The sequence below is a fragment of the uncultured Kriegella sp. genome, assembly GCF_963975415.1.
Taxonomy (GTDB): domain Bacteria; phylum Bacteroidota; class Bacteroidia; order Flavobacteriales; family Flavobacteriaceae; genus Kriegella.
Window position 1 is genome coordinate 114,175 of sequence record NZ_CAXBGN010000015.1, and the last position, 17,915, is coordinate 132,089.

Here is a 17,915-nt window from a genome sequence, read left to right on the forward strand (position 1 = left end):
TATGTAATTAAATCAATCTATTACTCTTTATATAACGTACCTTTCTGTTTTCCCGAAAACATATGAGACTTCCTGTAACACGTAAAAATTTAAAATTTCTGCCCGATTCCAGTCGTGTCGTCGCCCGGTTCTTCAACAATGGAGAGGAACGTACCGGCAATCTTGTAAAACGTTTAATGACCCTTGATGATGACGCCGTGGCACGAGAACTTGACCACACGCTACGTGAGTTCGTGGGCCGTCATCGAAATATTTCGCAGATATTCCTCGCGCACTACGAAAACCACAGAGGGCTCTTAGAACGGATGGAGTTGGACGATTCCCATTTATCGAAAGAGCGCAAATTGCTGATCGGGTCTTATTCCACAATGGAATATTCCATTGAGTCGGCCGCTATTTTTAATCCATCGATCATTGAGGATTTTAATCAGTCGTTTTTGGCCAAAGGGGAGCAACGGGTAGTAATTTCATTTAGGGCAACGGGAGAGGGGCATCTGTCCTCCATCGTTTTTCGAAGGGGAATCCTGGATGCGAACAACGACCTCAAAATGATGAAAGTGCGCAACCATATCGATCTGCCCAAAATCGTACAGAAGAAATCGTATGATAAAGGAAGGTTTGTGCAAAAGCTTCGCGAGATGAAAATATCCAAGCAATATTCATCGGTAATCATGGAAAATCTGCCAGACCATTTCGAATACCATCAATTGCGGAATTCGGTCGATAAGGTCTTATCGAACGGACTTACTATTAATAAGAAGTTGGCTTTGGAAGAAATGACGTGGTTGGTAGATTCGTACTACGATGTAGAATTTAGCTTGGATTCCGATATTTCCGAACGGGTTATTTTCCCTATCTCGCCATCCGAAAGCAAAGGTATCGAGGATGCAAGGTTTGTTCGATTTCAGGAGGATGATGGGACGGAAAAAATTTATGCCACGTATACCGCTTACGATGGGCATACCATATTGCCCAAACTATTGTCAACGGAAGATTTTAATACTTTTCGTATCATGCCTATGCACGGCAAGGGAGCGCAAAACAAGAATTTCGCCCTTTTCCCAAAAAAAATAAAAAGTAAATATGCCGTACTTGCACGTGTTGACGGGGTAAATAATTATATCATGTATTCGGATCGCAACACGCTTTGGAATAATCCAATCAAGATTCAAGAACCTAAATATCCTTGGGAATTTACCCAGATCGGAAATTGCGGCTCCCCTCTTTGGACGGAAGAAGGCTGGTTGATAATTACCCATGGCGTTGGGCCGATGCGAAGGTATTGCATCGGCGCATCACTGTTTGATTTGGACGACCCTACCCAAGAAATTGGAAGACTTTCAGAACCCTTACTTTCCCCTTTGGAAGAAGAACGAGAGGGTTATGTTCCGAACGTGGTGTATTCCTGTGGTTCGATGATACATAACGAAAGCCTGATCTTGCCTTACGCCGTTTCCGATTATTCCTCGTCTTATGCCACCGTTGAAATGGCCGAGTTGATGCAGGCACTAAAGGGATAAGGGAAAATTCCAAGATAAAGATTCAAAATTTCCCTATCGTATCAATTCTTTATAAACCTGAACATACGCATCGGCCATGGTATCAATTCCGAATTTTTCAAGTGCGTGCTTCCGGCAATCCTGTGGGGAAATTGTAGCCAATTTCTTAACCGCATCGACCGCTTTATCCAGGGTACGGACAAGGTATCCCGTTTTTCCGTCCAGTATCAATTCTGGCATGCTTCCCCTCTTAAAGGCGATAACGGGTGTACCGCACATCATGGCCTCTGCAACACTCAGGCCAAAGGGCTCTTCAAAAGTTATCGGATGTAACAATGCTTTTGCACCGCCCAACAATCTGTTGCCTTCCTCTTGGTCGACGTTTCCCAAGTATGTCACATTTTTATCGTCCAATTTAGGGGCTATGTCCCTGCTATAGTAGTATTGGTTTTGGATGAGGCCCGCTATTCTAATGGGATAGCCACTTCTTTTGGCAATTTCTATGGCCTCCGCAGTCCCTTTTTTCGGATGGATCCTTCCGTAGAACAGTAAATAGTCTTCCTTTGGTTCCTGAAATTGGAATTTAGTCGAATCGATGCCATGGTAAATCGTACGATGGTAGTCCAGTTCGGGATGCCTGTCCGAATCGGAGATGGAAATATAGGTCAAACTGGGATTATATTTTTTGTAGACCGGAATGATTTTCTCGGAAGAGAATCCGTGAACCGTAGTGACCATAGGTGTTTTAATCAACCGGGAATAGGTCAGGGGCAGAAAATCGAAATGATTGTGAACGATATCGAAATCGTCCGCCTGTTCCATCAAATTGGCTATATGTAGGCACTCCCAGACCTTGGCATCTACATTGATATCCTCGGCATAGGGAGTTGCGCATACGGACTGTAGTTTGCCCGAGGTAATGGAATCCCCGGTAGCGAATAAAGTAACATCCAGCCCTTTTTTTACGAGGGCCTCGGTAAGTACGGAAGCTACCTGTTCCCACGGCCCATAATTTTTGGGCGGTGTACGCCAAGCGATCGGCGACAGCATGGCAATTTTCATAGTAATGGAAGATCTTCAAAGGCCATCCGCGCCAAAAGATAGCTTAAAGTCGATTCCGCTCCTTGGTTCAGGTTTACATTGTGCAGTTCCAAGCCGTCATAGCAGCCGCCCGTACAGGGATTGTATATGGTCTGCTTTAAAGGATTTTCCCCTAAAAACCAATTAAATGCACCTTGCATTTTTACATCGTATCCAGAATCGGGAAATATACCGTGAAAAAAACGCAACGCCAGAATGGTATAGGCCACATCGATGGGTTGTTCGCCGCCCTGGAATGCCCTATCCAATTTTTCATTACTTTTCAACCAGTTCTTGTTCGATATCACACGTATGGAATTGCCCGTCATGATTTTGGACAATAGAAAATCGAAGGCGGTTTTTGCGATTTTGCGATAGTCGCCATTGAGCGTCATCGTATAGGCCATTAGCATGGCATGTGGCAAAATGGCATTGCCATAGGTCAGGTAGCTTTCGAACCAACGCCAGTCCTCCTTGGCTTCATGCCTGTACATTTGAACCAACCGATCGGCGAATTTCGTGACGAGGGCGTTCATGCATTTGCTATCATTGGCATGGCTATAATGGTAAAGCCCGTTGATCATAAAGGCCATACTTCGTGGGGAATGAACGTCTTCCATTTCCTTTATGGCCTCTTCAAAGACGAATCTCGCCCGATCTTCGATACCGCGATATGCTTCGGGAAAATGTTTCGATACCGAAAGCAGGTAGCCCAATGCCCAAATGGCCCTTCCGCTGGCATCCTCCAAATTTTCGGGATGGTTCTGTGCCGTGAATTGATAGTCCTTGTCCACATAGTTTAAGAACGTGCCATCATACCGGAAACAACATTGTATAAAATTGAAATAAATCTTGATGTATTTCAAATCTGAGGCGCGGCCGGTCAACTGATAGTGCTGGCAGAAGGCGATCAAGGCACGTGCGTTATCGTCCAATGTATAGCCACTTTCGATGTCCGGGCTGTTGATATTGGAAAATTGGATCATACCGACCTCCGTGGTCATATTTTTGATGTGTTTAAGGTCTATCGGGGGCTTATGATATTTTAGTCGAATGCCCTTTCCAAGCTTCTCAAAAATTTTGGCATGGGCGATAGCGGCATTTTCCCAGGCCGAGGTTGCGGAAGTGTTCAGTCCGTTCAGGCGCAATCTATGGAGAGCTTCATCGTTTTCGAACAGTTGTATGACCGCCCGTTCCAGTTGTCCGGAATCCTCAAAATCGAACATGATTCCTGCGTCGTTCTGTAAGACTTCAAGCGCATGTGGTATGGGCGTTGAAATTACCGGGCAACCGCAACTCAGGGCATAGGAAAAGGTTCCGCTGACCGCTTGGTGGGGGTCTTTTGAGGTAAACAGATAGATGTCGGTCAGTTGCAGATATTCCAAAAGCTCCTTAAGCGGAACAAATTCGTTTACGAATCGCACCTGATCCTTTATGCCCAGTTCATCGATTTTAGCTGTTAAAAAATCTCGGTAAATTTCTCCTTCCTCCTTGACTAGGGTCGGATGAGTACGACCGATGATCAGAAAGACGGTTTCTGGAAATTTCGTAATAATAGTAGGAAGTGCATTCAATGTAGTCTCGATACTTTTTCCAGGGCCCAAAAGGCCAAAGGTGGAGAGTACCTTTTTTCCCGACAAGTCATACTTTTCCTTTAGAAAATCCTTGTTTTCATAAAGTACCAAATGCGTACCGTGCGGAACGACCGTAATCTTATCGGCCCGTACACCATACGTTTGGGTCAATATTTCAGCCGAGGTCTGCGTCATTACGATAATCGCATCGCTCAGAGAAGACATCCGCTTTACATTTTGTTTCAACCCCGGTGTCGGCTTTGGGAGAATCGTATGGAACGTTATAGCGATAGGTTTATCGAGGAACTCCAGAAATTCTAAAAAAGCATTTTCGCCGTCCTTGAATAGGCCAAACTCATGCTGGATCAACACCATTCCAACATTGGGGTCGGAATTGATCCGATGTGAGGCTCTTTGAAAGTCGAGCACATTGTTAGTATTCAGCACGTGCTCTATATCTTTGGGATATTGGTGCTGTTCGCTTTTTGATTCTAGCGGGAAGACCTTTAAAATAAAACTTTGACCGAACTTCTTGGACAGCGCCTGTTCGAGGTCTTTAGAATATGTTGCAATACCGCACTGGCGCGGAGGGTAGGAAGTCAAAAAAATAATTTCCGATACCCGGGGTTCGGACTTTTTGACCCTTTTCGCTAATTCCTGAATCTTTCCTTTGTCAATTTTGGAACTATATGTTTTTTTTTCGCTAGGTCGTGCCCTCTTTTCTGTAATCGTTTCGTTGTCCATAGTTGAAGTAGTTTTACTGTTCATGTTTTGGTAAAATCTTTGGGGTCAAGTCTTGGGGTACCGGTTCGGTATTAAAAGGTAATGGCTATTAGAGACTGTTTTTATAAAAATTGATAGCAAAATTTATTTTACCAACACAAAATTATAGCAGGACGAGTGCAATCCGGTCAACTGTTTTTTTCGGATGATAGCTATAAACCCCGTCCTTTATATTTTCTATATTCGACGATTTCCTTAACATCCTTGTGCGCTCGATTTTCCTTTATGTTCTGGGCAAGTTTCGGTTTATTCGACTTTGCCGGGATCTTATTTCCATTTGACATTTTCTATGGTTTTAGTGAAATCCATTTTTCCTTATTTTAGTCGGAAAACAACTATAAGATATTGAAAATCAAAATGAAAAAGTTGAATAAAAATGGAATAGAGTTACATAATTCCCACATTTAAATTTTCAATATCCCTGTGAGATTGGCCGATTCCTATTTGGTTTATTGATGAATCCCTTCATGCTCCAGCCACTTCTAGGCATTCAAAGTGCGTATAAATTTTCAGAAGGCTTCAGTTTTAGGGGTAGTTTTTGCTTCGAACCCTGTTTTTTCAAAACCGTATACTTGAGTAACGATGCGGTATTTTTCCTTCCATATATTTTGGGAAAGGGTTTGATGTATACTTGCACCCTTTATGACCTGCGGATAATATTCTTTGTTTCCATCTTCAAAAGCAAAAGTCCATAGTTGTCTTGTGACAAATTCTTTTTTGCCCCACAAGTCGATTACCGCCCTACCGATTTCTTCATGACGTAAATGCCTTGTGTATTCGCCAAAAGGGCTGTGGGTTAGAATGAGGTCAAAGTTTTGATTTGGCAACAGCTTTATAATAGTGTCTTTTACTGTTTTTTCATCCAAAGGTGTTTGTTCGGCACCGTCATCCAGGTTACCCATAATGCCCTTGGCATTCAAGGCAATAAGCGCTTTTTTAAACTTTAACGCTCGTTCGGTGTCGTTTTTTCTACATAGACAGGCGACAAACCAATTATAGTTTGCGTTTAGAAGTATCGTACCTCCACACCATAAGGTTTCATCATCGGGATGTGCTACAATTACCACTATATCTTTTTTTCTTTGCGTGGTTTTACCTGTCATCATATTTTAAATATCTTCTATTCATAACCACTTTTAATAATGGTTGAAATCATTTTAAACCGCTCATTCGCCTTTATGCTATTGGGGGAATGCGCGGGGATAATAATACCCTCGCCAGTTTTCAAGTTCTGTGAACTATTATCGATCAGTATTTCGGCACGCCCTTCGATGATTTGTATGAACGTATCGAATTGCGATATTTTTTCAGTTAGGTTTTCGCCCGAATCAAAGGACACGACAGTTAGGTTACCGGTTGGTTTCTTAATAATGGTTTTTATGACCACTGCATTCGGAATATATTCGATGGTCTCTACGACAATGAAAACTTTTGATTTTTCAACTTCCATATTTTCCATGATTAAAATTTTGAGGAGTGGAATGCTTTTCTGGAATCCAATACATAAAGTTGAGGGATTATTGTCGATAATGTCTTACATCGTAAAGACGAAGAGTTATAGTATTCCCACATTCATATTTTTGAAGTTTTACAAAAAAAGCCTTGTAGTTCTAGAACCACAAGGCTTTAATCAAAAGTTTTTGATTAAGGTTTAAAAGATTAAAGATCTTCTAGGTTTTCAAAGCGTTTCACCTTCAGTTTTTTATAATACGATGGAGTAAGTCCGGTAACTTTTTTAAACTGATTCGATAAATGTGAGACGCTACTATAATGTAATTTATAGCTTATTTCCGTAAGATTCAGTTCATCGTACAACAAGAGTTCTTTGACCCGTTCAATTTTGTTTATGATCATGAACTGTTGAATGGTAATCCCCTTTACCTCTGAAAATGTGTTGGCCAAATACGTATAATCATACCCCAATTTTTCGCTGATGTAATCCGAGTAGTTCATTTTAGGTAATTCATCGTCATAATGAATCATTTCAATGATTACGGCCTTGATTTTTTCAATGAGTACCTTTCGTGTGTCGTCAAGCAGTACCAGCCCAAATGCCTTTAGATTTTTTCGTAATTGTTCTCGTTGGAAATCAGTGATATCTTCCAAAATCTCGATTGTTCCAAGGTCTACATTGACATAATGCAGGCCAAGCTTTTCGAGTTCCTGCTTTACCACCATCTTACAGCGCAAACTTACCATGTATTTGACGTAAATGATCATTATGGTGGGGGTTAATTGTTATTAAGCAAGCGAGACGGTGAAACTATAAAAATGTGATTTATATAACTCTTTCTCGAAATCATATAAAAAACACAGATAAAATGTAACTACCTTATACCGACTAGAAAAGTATGAGGCCATGTTGAATAAGGAAATCGAGCATCAACTAATGAAAGAGATTTTTGATCTGACCCTTGCCTTTCAAATTGAGTACCCAGAAATATACGATAATTTGCTCGAAACACCGCTATTTCTGAACTATGGTCACAAAGTGATATCCCAAACTGAATTTGAAGCGTATCGTGAATTTCTAAGGGCCCAGCTTCGGGTTTTCGAGGAAGAAAAAGTTGCCTAACAAAAGGGTATGCAAAGAAATCTATAAGACTCTCATTAGCCTGTAGAATTTTGCCTGAAGTACCTGAAGTACCTGATTGGCAAAACGAACCTGAAACCTAAAAAGGTGTGATTTATGTAATTTTTGGGTAAACTTATGAAACTAACCTCGGTCATTTCAACCTTACCTTTATATGTTCTTTAGTATTAATCAAGAACATTTAAAAAACACATATGGATATATTTGAAAAGAATAACTGGGAAATCAGGATTTGGGAAAAACTGAAAGGTTTCATAAAGCCGTTTTTTTATAATGGCTTTGATGGAAGTTCTGAAAATAAGCACCACAGAGAGTTTAACAAGAATGTATCCCAAATTGATTAAAATCAAAAGATGATACGCAACATTAGAAAGGTATTATCCTCGGAATCCGATGAACAATACTAATTTAGTTGATTGGTAAGTGCTTTCGAACTCGGTTGAAAGCCCAAAAAGAGCAGGAACTAAAAAATACTGCTCTTTTTCTTTAAAGTGTCAAACACATTAAATAGTATTATAATATACCTTCTTTTTTTGACAGTATTATACATTATTTATCTATTTTTTTTTAAAATAAAAATCATAAAAAGATGCCAATAATGGATTTATTCGAATCCGGTGAACATAGAAGCAACATGGCTCACTTTGCAGCTTTTACTCATTTAGCTGCCACAGATGGAAAGATTGATCGGGATGTGGAAATTCTCATCAAACGTTTTGCGGACAAATTGGATATCTCGAAAGAGGAATACCGGCGTGTCGTTGATAATATGGAGAAGCATAGTCTACATCCACCGGATAACGATAAAAAGCGTTTAGAACGTTTACATGATTTATTTGAAATTATTTATACCAATCATTACATGAATACGAAGGAACAAGAGTTAGTATTGAGATATGCTATAAAACTTGGTTTTAACGATGAAAGAGCTAAAGAGATTATTGAAAAATCGGTGAAGCTGTTCGCAGGCAAGATAGAGTTTGAGGAGTATGAATTACTTCTAAATTCATAGAAAAATAACATGACAATGGTTATATAGGGGATTATGAATATTGTAATAGTAAAGCAGTACTATTGATTACTTTTAATCTTGTTCAATTATGAGATAGCTGTTACACTACATAAATTTATGGTTCGAAAAAAAATATCGAGGAAGATAATACTGGAATTCTACCAAGATATACAGAGATGGGAATCTATGGTGGGGTATGCAGCTAATGAATTATTATTTCTAGATACGTTATTACATGCCAAAGCCTTCGAGAATACGGCACAGATTAAAACAGAAAAAATGCTTTGTTTCAAGCTAGAAATAAAAACAAAAAATCAGGAAGTAAATGAGCTAAAGACTCAAATGGAGCTTTCCAAGAATAATGTGGGAGCTTTTTTAGATTGTGAAGTAAACTCAGGAATTGAATTTAGCTTTAAAGATTATAAAGTATTAAAACGGAATTTTGGACTTTTTAATACTTCTTATAATCAATATAAAACCGAAATATTCAAGCACACCGGGGGAATTTTATAAAAGCTATTCTTAGTATGCACATACGTTTTTTCTCCATTTCCATATTAATTATATAACCTGTAAACGATGTTGAACGTTAAATTTATGTTAAAAAGTGAGTCTTGCGGTGCCCCCAAAAAGCGAGGCTTTGGTAGGCCCTTGAAACAGGATGTTTTTATGAAAAACTCGAGTCCCGTCCGGACCGCCAACTAAAAAGCCTTCGAGAAATCGAAGGCTTTTTTAATTTTACCTTTGCACGTAGATTGTACGCGGTTATCTACTTTTTTAATTCCTTAAATGTTTTCTTACCCCTCTATATTGTATGCCGCTATTGCGCACAGACTTTAAAATTAGCCTTGGAAAAATTAAAAACAATAACTCTAATGAAGCGCTATAAAAATAGAAAGTTCTATCTGGGGGAAGCTTGTACAGGATTTAGTTTTTAAGTTTCGACAAAGAATAATTAAGTTTTAAAACTAATCAAGGAAACAGTTGTTTTTTAACTCTGTTCTTTGTGAGCGGTAATGTTTTATCCTATAGCATTTCGACTATTTGTATTTTATTTCCGCAAGTGTCATTGAAAACAGCAATTTTTACAGTTCCCATTTCTTTTGGGTTTACACTGAATTCGACACCCAGATTATTCAGTCGGTCATATTCTTGTTGCACATTTTCAACATTAAATTGAGTATACGGAATCCCAGCATCAAAAAGTGCCTTTTGATAAGTTTTGGCAGGTTCAAAATGTTTGGGTGAAGGTTCTAATAATATTTCGGTTCCGTCTTGTTCTTCCTTGTTTACAACTGTTAACCACCTATTTTCTTCGCTTAACGGAACATCCACTTTTTTTATAAATCCCAATGTTTTGGTATAGAACTTTAGGGCCTTTTCTTGGTCTTGAACAGGAATACTTAATACTTTTATTTTCATCTTTTTTGATTTTTAATTAGACCCACCAAATTTCAAGAATCAACTTTAGATTGACTTTGCGAAAATTGCTCTTTTTGAAAATCAGTTGGTGTTTTCCCAGTCTTTTTTTTGAAAAGCGTGCTGAATGAACTTGGGCTTTCAAATCCGATCGAATAACAAGTTTCTGATACCGACATTCCCATTCTTAAATAGCTTTTTGATTTTGTAATCCTTTTGTCTATTAAATACTGTCTTGGTGTCTGTCCGTAGTATTTTTTGAACAATCTCAGAAGGTGAAACTTTGAAGTGAATCTGATGTGTGAGAATAAATCCAAATTCAATTCTTTGTCGAAGTTATCCTCCATATAATTTCGCATTCCAATTACGGTTTGAATTTGTCCATCATTAGAATGGCAAATTCCTTTTATTCGATTGATCTCTTTTTGATAGAACGTCATTTTGTTCATTGCTGATTTAGGTATGGAAGTAGGGCAGGCAAGGAAACGTTTTGTTTCCGTCAGCTCTTGTAGCCAGAGCTTTTTGTTTTATAGTTATTTTTTCATTTTAATCGCTAAATCCAAAGATTTTGTGACTTAGCAAATACATAGCAACCATCGTTTAAACATTAACTGAATTATTTTTTATACATTGCTACCACACGTAATTTTCGTTTATTTCATTCTCTAACTGCTCCGTTTTCGATGGGTAACTTGCTTGTGAATTGACAACATTTCCCTTTTCGTCCACCAGTAAATATCGAGGATACGCGAAAGAACCCTTATTTCCGAATTTATCGATTATGTCCGCAATAAGTTTTCTATTCGCCAATAAATGTTGGCCTTCTAAATCATAATAATTTATCATTTCCTTCCATACTTTTTCTTTGCTGTTTATGCCTTCGCAAATGTAAAGAGTTGTAATGTTCTTGGATTTGAGTAGTTCAGAATACCTGTCTTTTTGCTGAAATTCTTTTTTACATGGGGCGCACCAAGTCCCCCAAATGTCTACGAATAGCTTCTTGCCTTTTAGGGTTTTGATAAGTTCATCAAAACGGTCAATGTTTTCATAGTTTTTAATGAACTCAATTTTGTTATTGTTGGTTGACTCCTCAATTTTTTGGTGAAAATCAATGATTGGCTTTATTAAACCGGTCAAGTGATTGCTGTATGCGCTGTTAGGATATTCTTTTTTAAAGTTTTCGTATAAAGCAATTAACTCTTTAGAATTGTCTTTATTACTGAAACTATTACTTAAAATATATGTAGCGTGATAATACTCTAAAGCTTTTCCTTTAAGATATTTTTTAGCTTCACCAATATTGTATGAATGTATTTTTCCTTGATCATAAATTTTTTGCATTTCTTCAGACTTTAAAATGCCGGCATTGTGTTGATTGAAATTGATATAATTTCTCATCAAAATAAATGACCATGGAGAGCGAATATCAAAAGACTCAGTAGGTGGAGTTTGCTGAAATATCTTTGTCCAAAGTCTCCTAATTTGGGTATTTTGAGTTTCTATGCTGTCTGATTGGGCATTATATTTAACTTTGGCTATTGAGGTTTCCAAAGCTAAATAGTAATAGTTTCTATCTAATTCTGCTAAATCATAAAAATCTTTAGTAATTATCTGCTTTTCAAGTTGTTTTTTGAACTGTGATATTTCTTTTTCCTTTAGATTTTCAATTTTTGATGACACACTTGATAAAACAGCATCTTTTAATAGTGGATTAGAAGTACTAAGAACATAAAATTCAGGAAGAGGCAATGAATTGTATAGCGTAAGAGCCTCATTATTCTCTCCGTTTACTTTGAAGGCTTTATTTTTTGAATCTAAATTAAAATCAACTTCATATTTTTGGTCTGGTTCAACCAGTAAAACAGCGGCAGCTTTTTTGGGTATATAGAGAGTTATAAAGGAAGCTAAATCAGATGCTATGGAAATTCTGAAATTACCTAAAGAATCAGGAACAACTGACTTCTTAGCACCATAGAACCAAGTTCCGTTAACAGGTATTGTATATTCAATTTTATCAGGAATGCCCCCAATAACTTTTACGTTGATTATTATTTCCTCATTCTTTTTGGAACAGGCAGATAGTCCAACGATAAGAATTAGTAGAATTATTCTTTGTAGTTTCATTTTGGTCATTAGGTGTGGCAACAGTATCGTACAACCGTCAGTTACGGGGTTAAATTAGCGTTTGTATTCGGTTAAGTATGGGCGTTAGCAATTCCGAGTGGATTCGGACGTCTTCGAATCCGCCGTACTTGCGGTTATATATTGTGCCTCTTGCACAAGTTAGCGAAAAAAGTCGTTGAAGATCATTGCTCATCTGATCGTAAGTTTAGATATGCAGGGAAAGAAGGATTGGCGCGAAAAATGTTCGCCAGTTTCCAGCTGAGCGGACGGATTCCCATAGACAATTTCTACGGGCGTTTGAAAGCTGCACCGCAACTGGACTTTCTTTACCCGTTCCAAGGGGTGTATATAAACAGCAAAGAGGACAGGTACATGAAAGGCAAACGGCAGAGTACGTTAGAACCCGTGTTCGGTACGCTTGTCCAGTTCATGGGCTACGGAAAATACATACCGTCTGGCCGGGGCAGGCGAACAAAATGATGCACCTCTCGGCCATGGCCAATAACCTGAAAAAGTATTTCAAATTCGAACAAAAATGCTCAAAGAGCGGAGCACACCTACTTGCCTTATCGGCATTTTTAGAAAGCACCTATGAATGCTGGTTCAGGCTTTAGCAAAGCATGGAATATTAGCTTTCCATTTCTGATCTGACACAAAAAAAGCCTCTTAAAGAGGCTTGAATGGATCCGTTTTTTGTGAACTAACGTATGTCTTCGTTCTTTTCCCCGCGTTTAGTTTGGGGAATGCAGACCAATTTTATTCCCTTCTGAGTCAAGGAATAGTGCGTAATAACCGCTTTCGTCAGCGTGAAGTGATTTTGGAACTATTATTTCGCCACCATTTTTCTCGACTTTATCAAGAATTATTTGAAGATTATCTCCACCATTTAGATATATGGTAACTCCATCAGCCGAGGGTTTGTAACCTTCTGCTCTCATAATAACTCCCGTAACCATTTGTCCTTCATATGGGAATATACCCATTTGCATTTCCGGGAATTCCATTTTTTCAATGCTGATGTCCAAAATTGTTTGATAAAAATCGACTGCCCTTGAAATTTCTGTTGCAGGAATTTCAAAAATTGAAATAAAACTTTTCATCTCGTTTGTTTTTAGTGTTTCGCTTGAATCAATTTGCCGGTTCTCGGTATTTGATATGTCTTGACCTTTACAGGTTAAAATGCAGAAGGAAAGTATAACCGTACTTAATAGTAATGTCCTTTTCATATTTACTGTTTAAGTTCACAGCACAAATATGAAATATTTACGAAGTCTAAAATTGTAAAAATGCGACACCTTATTTATTTGTAAAAAAGCGTTGAAAGCACCATATTTTCGCTACCTAAAAAATCTTTCGGGTTGATTCCTGTAAACTCCTTAAAGTCTTTTATGAAATGGGCTTGGTCGAAATACTCACTTTCGTATGCAATGTTCGTTAAGGTGTCCGCCTTTTTGTTCAGCAACATTTTTAATGCAGTCTGAAGTCGGATTACTTTGCCCAATTTTTTGGGACTAACACCAATTTGCTTTTTAAAGTTTCTTTCAAGTTGTCTTCTTTTGGACAAGTCTTCTTTAAGAATTGCCGTTATTGATTCCGTTCCATTTGATGATAAAAGTGCATCAACGGTCTGTTTTACAATAGTATCGATGATTGTTTTGTCATTCAGCTTTTCTAAAAGAAAGTTCTCTATAATTTCAATACGTTGTTTGCTGTCTTTTGCGTAAATTATTTTTTGTTCCAATTCTTTTGAAGTATTCTCTCCGAACAAGAATTCAAGTGGCGTTTCTTTATTTGCCAAATTTTTAATGGGCGTAGTAACGAAATTTGCAAAGCCATATGGGTAAAATCTAATTGCAAAAGTGTTTACATAGCCTGTTGGTTCGATTAAAAAAGGTTCAATCGTTTGTCCAAGAACCATCGCACGAGGTTGCAGTATAAATTCATTTTGCGAAGTATAACGTTTTATGTCGTCTCCAAGAATAAATGCCATTTCTATACAGCCATCAGGTATTATTCGCTGTCTTTCCGAATTGTTTTCGACCGGAACTTCCAAAGTCCAATAGCAACTTACAAGAGATTCTAAATCTGGATGTGGTTGAAATGTTTGATAGTTCATTGATTAAGTGATGTTTTTTGAATGACACGCAACGTCTTGATAAAATGCGTTTTTAATGCATTTTATCTCATGTTGTGAGCCGTTTTTTTGAATAATAGGTTTTTGACCCTTCCGTTTGAAATCCTTATCCCAGAAATGGCATTCGAATTGTCTCGTTCAAATTTAATATTGTTGAAAAACCACTGATCTCCGAAAAACATGTCTTTTTTGATAGGATTGATCCTGATGTCGTTCAACCTTGAGTGAGTGGCAGTTAAAGTATCATTCTTTATTTTGAAGCTATACGATGTGCTTAGTTCTTCACTGTAAAAAGTACCGGCAAATTCTTGTAATTGTTCTTTAGAATAATTTATGGGAATATAGCTTTTAGAAATTATTGTATCTCCATCATCAATAGTTACTATTATAGTTTTTTGCTCCTTTTCAATTTCGAATCCCACCTTTGAATCAACTCCTACACTTAACATGTCAAAGATGTTATTACCAATAGGAACTATTAGGCTTTCATTACCTTCTCCCCTTGAATATCTTAGGGTGTCATTTTTGAGAAAAACCTTTCTTGAATAAGACCCTGCCTCATTCCAATAGCTGCCAGCAAATGCTTCTAATTCTTCATTTGACAGCTTTTCATATTTAGCTGCTTCAACCTTGTTTTCAGATTCCGATATCAAAGCATCTTCCAAAAAGATATCAGTTATTCTCATCGCTAATCCTCTGGTATTGGCTGAGGCAAAATTACTAAACACACTCACTGCGAAATTTTGATCCGGAAACCGTCCTAAATAACTTCTGTATCCAGCATCCGCTCCTCCATGTTGAATTTGATTTAGGCCTCTGTACTTGTTTACAAATTGTCCGTGAGCTCCTCCAAATGTTTCACCATTATTAAGAGTAGCCAGCGTATTCAATTGATTTATTATTTCATTATTCCCAACTTTTGGTGAGCCAAAGTTCATTGCCCATAAACTTAAATCTTCTACGGTCGTAAAAAGGCTCGTTGCTCCTACATTGGCATAGCTCAAAACGCTTTTCTTAAAACCTAAATCATCCGAATGATAAGAGTAGGCTCTATTTTTCACAATCTTTTCATGATCATCATAAAATAGTGTGTTGGTCATTTGTAGCGGATCGAAAATTCTTGATTTGGTAAACTCTGCAAAGGACTGTCCAGAGACTCTCGATACAACTTCAGCCAACAGTGTAAATCCTGTGTTGCAATATGTATACGCTTCTCCTGGTTCAAAATTTAGCTCCTTTTGTTTTGCAACCAGTTTTAAGACATGTTCTTTTGTTATTACGTCATCTTGTCTCCAGCCGGCCATTGCCAATAAATTCCATTGATCTCTTAACCCGCTTGTATGGGATGCTAAGTGCCTCAATGATATGGTTTTACCGAAATCAGGAACTTCAGGAATATATTTTCTGATGTCATCGTCAAAATCCAATTTCCCTTCTTCAACCAGGAGAAGAATTGAGAAAACAGTAAACTGTTTTGAAACTGAGGCAATGTGAAATATTGTTGAAGATGTTACTGGGATGTCATATTCAAGGTTGGCGCTTCCATAACCCTTTTGAAATACAATTTCTCCATTCATGACTACAGCTACCGCGGCACCAGGTTTGACAATGTCGTTATATTCGGCAAATACGCTATCTACACGACTTTCAAAATCGTTTGATGCATATTGAACTTCTGTTTTGCAACCATTTGCGAAAACCAATGCAAAAGACAATAGTATGAGTGTGTTTTTCATGGTACCTTGATTTTGGTTATGGTTTACAAGGCTTTAGCTATGCGTAGTGCGGAAGCAAGGAAATTTTTCGTTTCCGCCTACCGACGAAGCTTAAGCTTATTGTTTTGCTTTTTTTGTCCAAAGCTAAATCCATAAGATTTAGCGACTTTATAAATATACACAGACCGTTCGGGCTTTGCCTTAAAGTAGGCATTACGTTTAGGCTGTCTGCCTGTTGCACAAGTTAGGGGGAAAATCGGGTTTGATCATGGCCGATCGAAAGATCGATCGCAACTTTAGGTGTGCAAGGAAAAAAGGATTCTCAATACCTGGAACCCGTATTGCCCTGAACCCCTATAACGATGGTTTGGTTATTTCTTTAATTTTGACTATCATTTTTATTTATATTGACTGAATTTATGTTAAAAATTTGCTAGTCTGACAAATATACTTATTTTTGGTCAACCAATTTGGTTTACCAGTTTATGCGATACATCATGGCAACTTTTGGCCCAAAAAGTAAGTTCGAAAATTCAATCTAAATCATAAGCTCCATTTAATTTATAAAAAAGATTAAACCAATTCCATGAGTCAAATGACAAAGACTAGTTTATTACAAATAAGTACAGTTCTTATATTATGTTCCTTTTCCAAAAGTTCTAAGGATGAGGGTAGCTATGTAAAAGATAATTCGGAATCGAATGCCGTGACAGACAAAGCGATACTTGGAGCGCAAATAAATAAGTTCAATGGAGATTCGAACGCTATAGAATTTACGGTGCAAGAAGCCTCTCCACTTATGACATGTTAGAAATTATGGCTAAAAAATTAATCACATTTGGAGAGGTAATGATGCGTTTGTCTCCACCTGGATATGAGAAATTCTCCCAGGCTTCCTCATTTGAGCTTGTTTATGGTGGCGGAGAGGCGAATGTTGCCATTTCTTGTGCCTATTTGGGCATGAAAGCAGCCCATATAACCCGTTTTCCTGATAATGCTTTAGGAAAGGCAGCCACACAATTCTTGCGAAAACATTGGTTAAGTACCGAACACGTTATTTATGGCGATGACATGCTCGGCAAATATTTTCTTGAAAAAGGTGCGGTTCACAGGCCCAGCGAAGTCATTTATGAAAGGGAAGGTTCCTCTTTCTCTTTGATTAAGCCTTCCATGGTGAATTGGGAAAATATCTTAAAAGATGCCGACTGGTTCCATTGGACAGGTATTACACCTGCCATATCTGAGGGCGCCGCTCAATGTTGTCTAGATGCTATTAACACGGCCAACAAAATGGGAATAACGGTTTCCGGCGACATAAATTCACGAAGCAACATGTGGAAATATGGTAAAAGCATGCAGGAGGTGATACCTGAATTGGTTAAAAATTGTGATGTTGTGATAACCAGTAGCAGAGGTATTCGTGAAATGTTCGACTTGGGTGAGTTTGACGATAAATTTCAGTCTTTGGCCAAACAATTGATTACGCTTTTTCCCAATATCAAAAAAGTGGTCAAAAAAACCAGAAGAACCCTAAGCGCATCACACCACCAAATACAGGGTAAATTGTGGAATGGAGAAGCGTATATTAAATCTGAGATGCTGAACATTACCCACATTATAGATCGTGTTGGTACAGGTGATGCCTTTGCCGCTGGACTTATATATGGGCTATTGCATTATGATGATGCAAGGGCTATAGAATTTGCTTCCGCGGCCTGCGCCCTAAAACATACGGTTCCAGGCGATGTGAATACGGTGTCATTGCAAAACGTACAAAGTTTAATGGATGGGGATACATCAGGTGCCATCAGAAGATAATTTAAAATAGGGGAATCTTTGGGCACCCAATTTCGGCGTTCAAGAATTTATAGGTTTCGGTACCCCTGAGCTGAACGAAGTGTTCCATTACAAAGTTGAACTAGTGGTAGACGAGGGTTCGTTTGCCAAAGTGAATTTTTATGAATTGGCGGTCGGTCATTGAA

General features: G+C 38.1%; 18 protein-coding genes. 7 read left to right on the forward strand and 11 right to left on the reverse strand.

The window, feature by feature from the left end:
• Positions 1-62: 62 nt before the first annotated feature.
• The gene (locus AACZ88_RS22085; RefSeq protein WP_339715361.1) at positions 63-1,520 is read left to right on the forward strand and encodes a glycoside hydrolase family 130 protein; all 1,458 of its coding nucleotides are present in this window, start codon (positions 63-65) and stop codon (positions 1,518-1,520) included.
• A 33-nt stretch (positions 1,521-1,553) separates the two neighbouring features.
• On the opposite strand, the gene AACZ88_RS22090 is transcribed toward AACZ88_RS22085, so the two are convergent.
• The 5 genes from AACZ88_RS22090 to AACZ88_RS22110 form a co-directional block, all read right to left on the reverse strand.
• Positions 1,554-2,561 (reverse strand): glycosyltransferase family 4 protein, encoded by a 1,008-nt coding sequence (locus AACZ88_RS22090; RefSeq protein ID WP_339715363.1) that lies wholly within the window; start codon positions 2,559-2,561, stop codon positions 1,554-1,556.
• Positions 2,558-4,921 (reverse strand): glycosyltransferase, encoded by a 2,364-nt coding sequence (locus AACZ88_RS22095; protein ID WP_339715366.1) that lies wholly within the window; start codon positions 4,919-4,921, stop codon positions 2,558-2,560. The genes AACZ88_RS22090 and AACZ88_RS22095 overlap by 4 nt, the downstream gene beginning before the upstream one ends.
• A 524-nt stretch (positions 4,922-5,445) precedes the next feature.
• Positions 5,446-6,042 carry a PIG-L family deacetylase gene (locus tag AACZ88_RS22100; RefSeq protein WP_339715368.1) on the reverse strand — a complete coding sequence of 199 codons (597 nt, stop codon included), beginning with the start codon at positions 6,040-6,042 and terminating at the stop codon, positions 5,446-5,448.
• A 14-nt stretch (positions 6,043-6,056) separates the two neighbouring features.
• The gene (locus AACZ88_RS22105) at positions 6,057-6,395 is read right to left on the reverse strand and encodes a cupin domain-containing protein (RefSeq protein WP_339715371.1); all 339 of its coding nucleotides are present in this window, start codon (positions 6,393-6,395) and stop codon (positions 6,057-6,059) included.
• A gap of 200 nt (positions 6,396-6,595) precedes the next feature.
• The gene (locus tag AACZ88_RS22110) at positions 6,596-7,156 is read right to left on the reverse strand and encodes an AraC family transcriptional regulator (RefSeq protein ID WP_339715374.1); all 561 of its coding nucleotides are present in this window, start codon (positions 7,154-7,156) and stop codon (positions 6,596-6,598) included.
• 139 nt (positions 7,157-7,295) lie between these two features.
• Here AACZ88_RS22110 and AACZ88_RS22115 point away from each other — a divergent pair, with 139 nt between their 5' ends.
• The 4 genes from AACZ88_RS22115 to AACZ88_RS22130 all read left to right on the forward strand — a co-directional run bounded on the left by AACZ88_RS22115 (position 7,296) and on the right by AACZ88_RS22130 (position 9,054).
• Positions 7,296-7,511 (forward strand): hypothetical protein, encoded by a 216-nt coding sequence (locus tag AACZ88_RS22115; protein WP_339715377.1) that lies wholly within the window; start codon positions 7,296-7,298, stop codon positions 7,509-7,511.
• A 212-nt stretch (positions 7,512-7,723) separates the two neighbouring features.
• Positions 7,724-7,873, forward strand: coding sequence for a hypothetical protein (locus AACZ88_RS22120; protein ID WP_339715380.1), 150 nt, complete (start codon positions 7,724-7,726; stop codon positions 7,871-7,873).
• A 254-nt stretch (positions 7,874-8,127) separates the two neighbouring features.
• Positions 8,128-8,541: a TerB family tellurite resistance protein gene (locus AACZ88_RS22125; protein ID WP_339715383.1), complete on the forward strand. Its 414-nt coding sequence runs from the start codon at positions 8,128-8,130 to the stop codon at positions 8,539-8,541.
• A 117-nt stretch (positions 8,542-8,658) separates the two neighbouring features.
• The gene (locus AACZ88_RS22130; RefSeq protein ID WP_339715386.1) at positions 8,659-9,054 is read left to right on the forward strand and encodes a hypothetical protein; all 396 of its coding nucleotides are present in this window, start codon (positions 8,659-8,661) and stop codon (positions 9,052-9,054) included.
• Positions 9,055-9,567: 513 nt separating this feature from the next.
• Here the strand turns inward: AACZ88_RS22130 and AACZ88_RS22135 are convergent.
• The 6 genes from AACZ88_RS22135 to AACZ88_RS22160 form a co-directional block, all read right to left on the reverse strand.
• On the reverse strand, positions 9,568-9,963 hold the full coding sequence (locus AACZ88_RS22135) for a VOC family protein (RefSeq protein WP_339715389.1): 396 nt from the start codon (positions 9,961-9,963) through the stop codon (positions 9,568-9,570).
• Between the two features lie 32 nt (positions 9,964-9,995).
• Positions 9,996-10,409: an AraC family transcriptional regulator gene (locus tag AACZ88_RS22140; RefSeq protein WP_339715392.1), complete on the reverse strand. Its 414-nt coding sequence runs from the start codon at positions 10,407-10,409 to the stop codon at positions 9,996-9,998.
• Positions 10,410-10,593: 184 nt separating this feature from the next.
• The gene (locus tag AACZ88_RS22145; protein ID WP_339715395.1) at positions 10,594-12,084 is read right to left on the reverse strand and encodes a TlpA disulfide reductase family protein; all 1,491 of its coding nucleotides are present in this window, start codon (positions 12,082-12,084) and stop codon (positions 10,594-10,596) included.
• Between the two features lie 731 nt (positions 12,085-12,815).
• The gene (locus tag AACZ88_RS22150; RefSeq protein WP_339715398.1) at positions 12,816-13,310 is read right to left on the reverse strand and encodes a VOC family protein; all 495 of its coding nucleotides are present in this window, start codon (positions 13,308-13,310) and stop codon (positions 12,816-12,818) included.
• Positions 13,311-13,384: 74 nt separating this feature from the next.
• A complete protein-coding gene (locus AACZ88_RS22155) occupies positions 13,385-14,200 on the reverse strand; it encodes a helix-turn-helix domain-containing protein (protein WP_339715401.1) in 816 nt (271 codons plus the stop codon).
• Positions 14,201-14,262: 62 nt separating this feature from the next.
• Complete coding sequence (locus tag AACZ88_RS22160; protein WP_339715403.1) at positions 14,263-15,954, reverse strand: serine hydrolase domain-containing protein; 1,692 nt, start codon at positions 15,952-15,954, stop codon at positions 14,263-14,265.
• A gap of 565 nt (positions 15,955-16,519) precedes the next feature.
• On the opposite strand from AACZ88_RS22160, the gene AACZ88_RS22165 reads away from it, so the two are divergent.
• Positions 16,520-16,744 (forward strand): hypothetical protein, encoded by a 225-nt coding sequence (locus tag AACZ88_RS22165; protein ID WP_339715405.1) that lies wholly within the window; start codon positions 16,520-16,522, stop codon positions 16,742-16,744.
• Between the two features lie 5 nt (positions 16,745-16,749).
• On the forward strand, positions 16,750-17,751 hold the full coding sequence (locus tag AACZ88_RS22170; RefSeq protein ID WP_339715408.1) for a sugar kinase: 1,002 nt from the start codon (positions 16,750-16,752) through the stop codon (positions 17,749-17,751).
• Positions 17,752-17,915 lie beyond the last annotated feature (164 nt).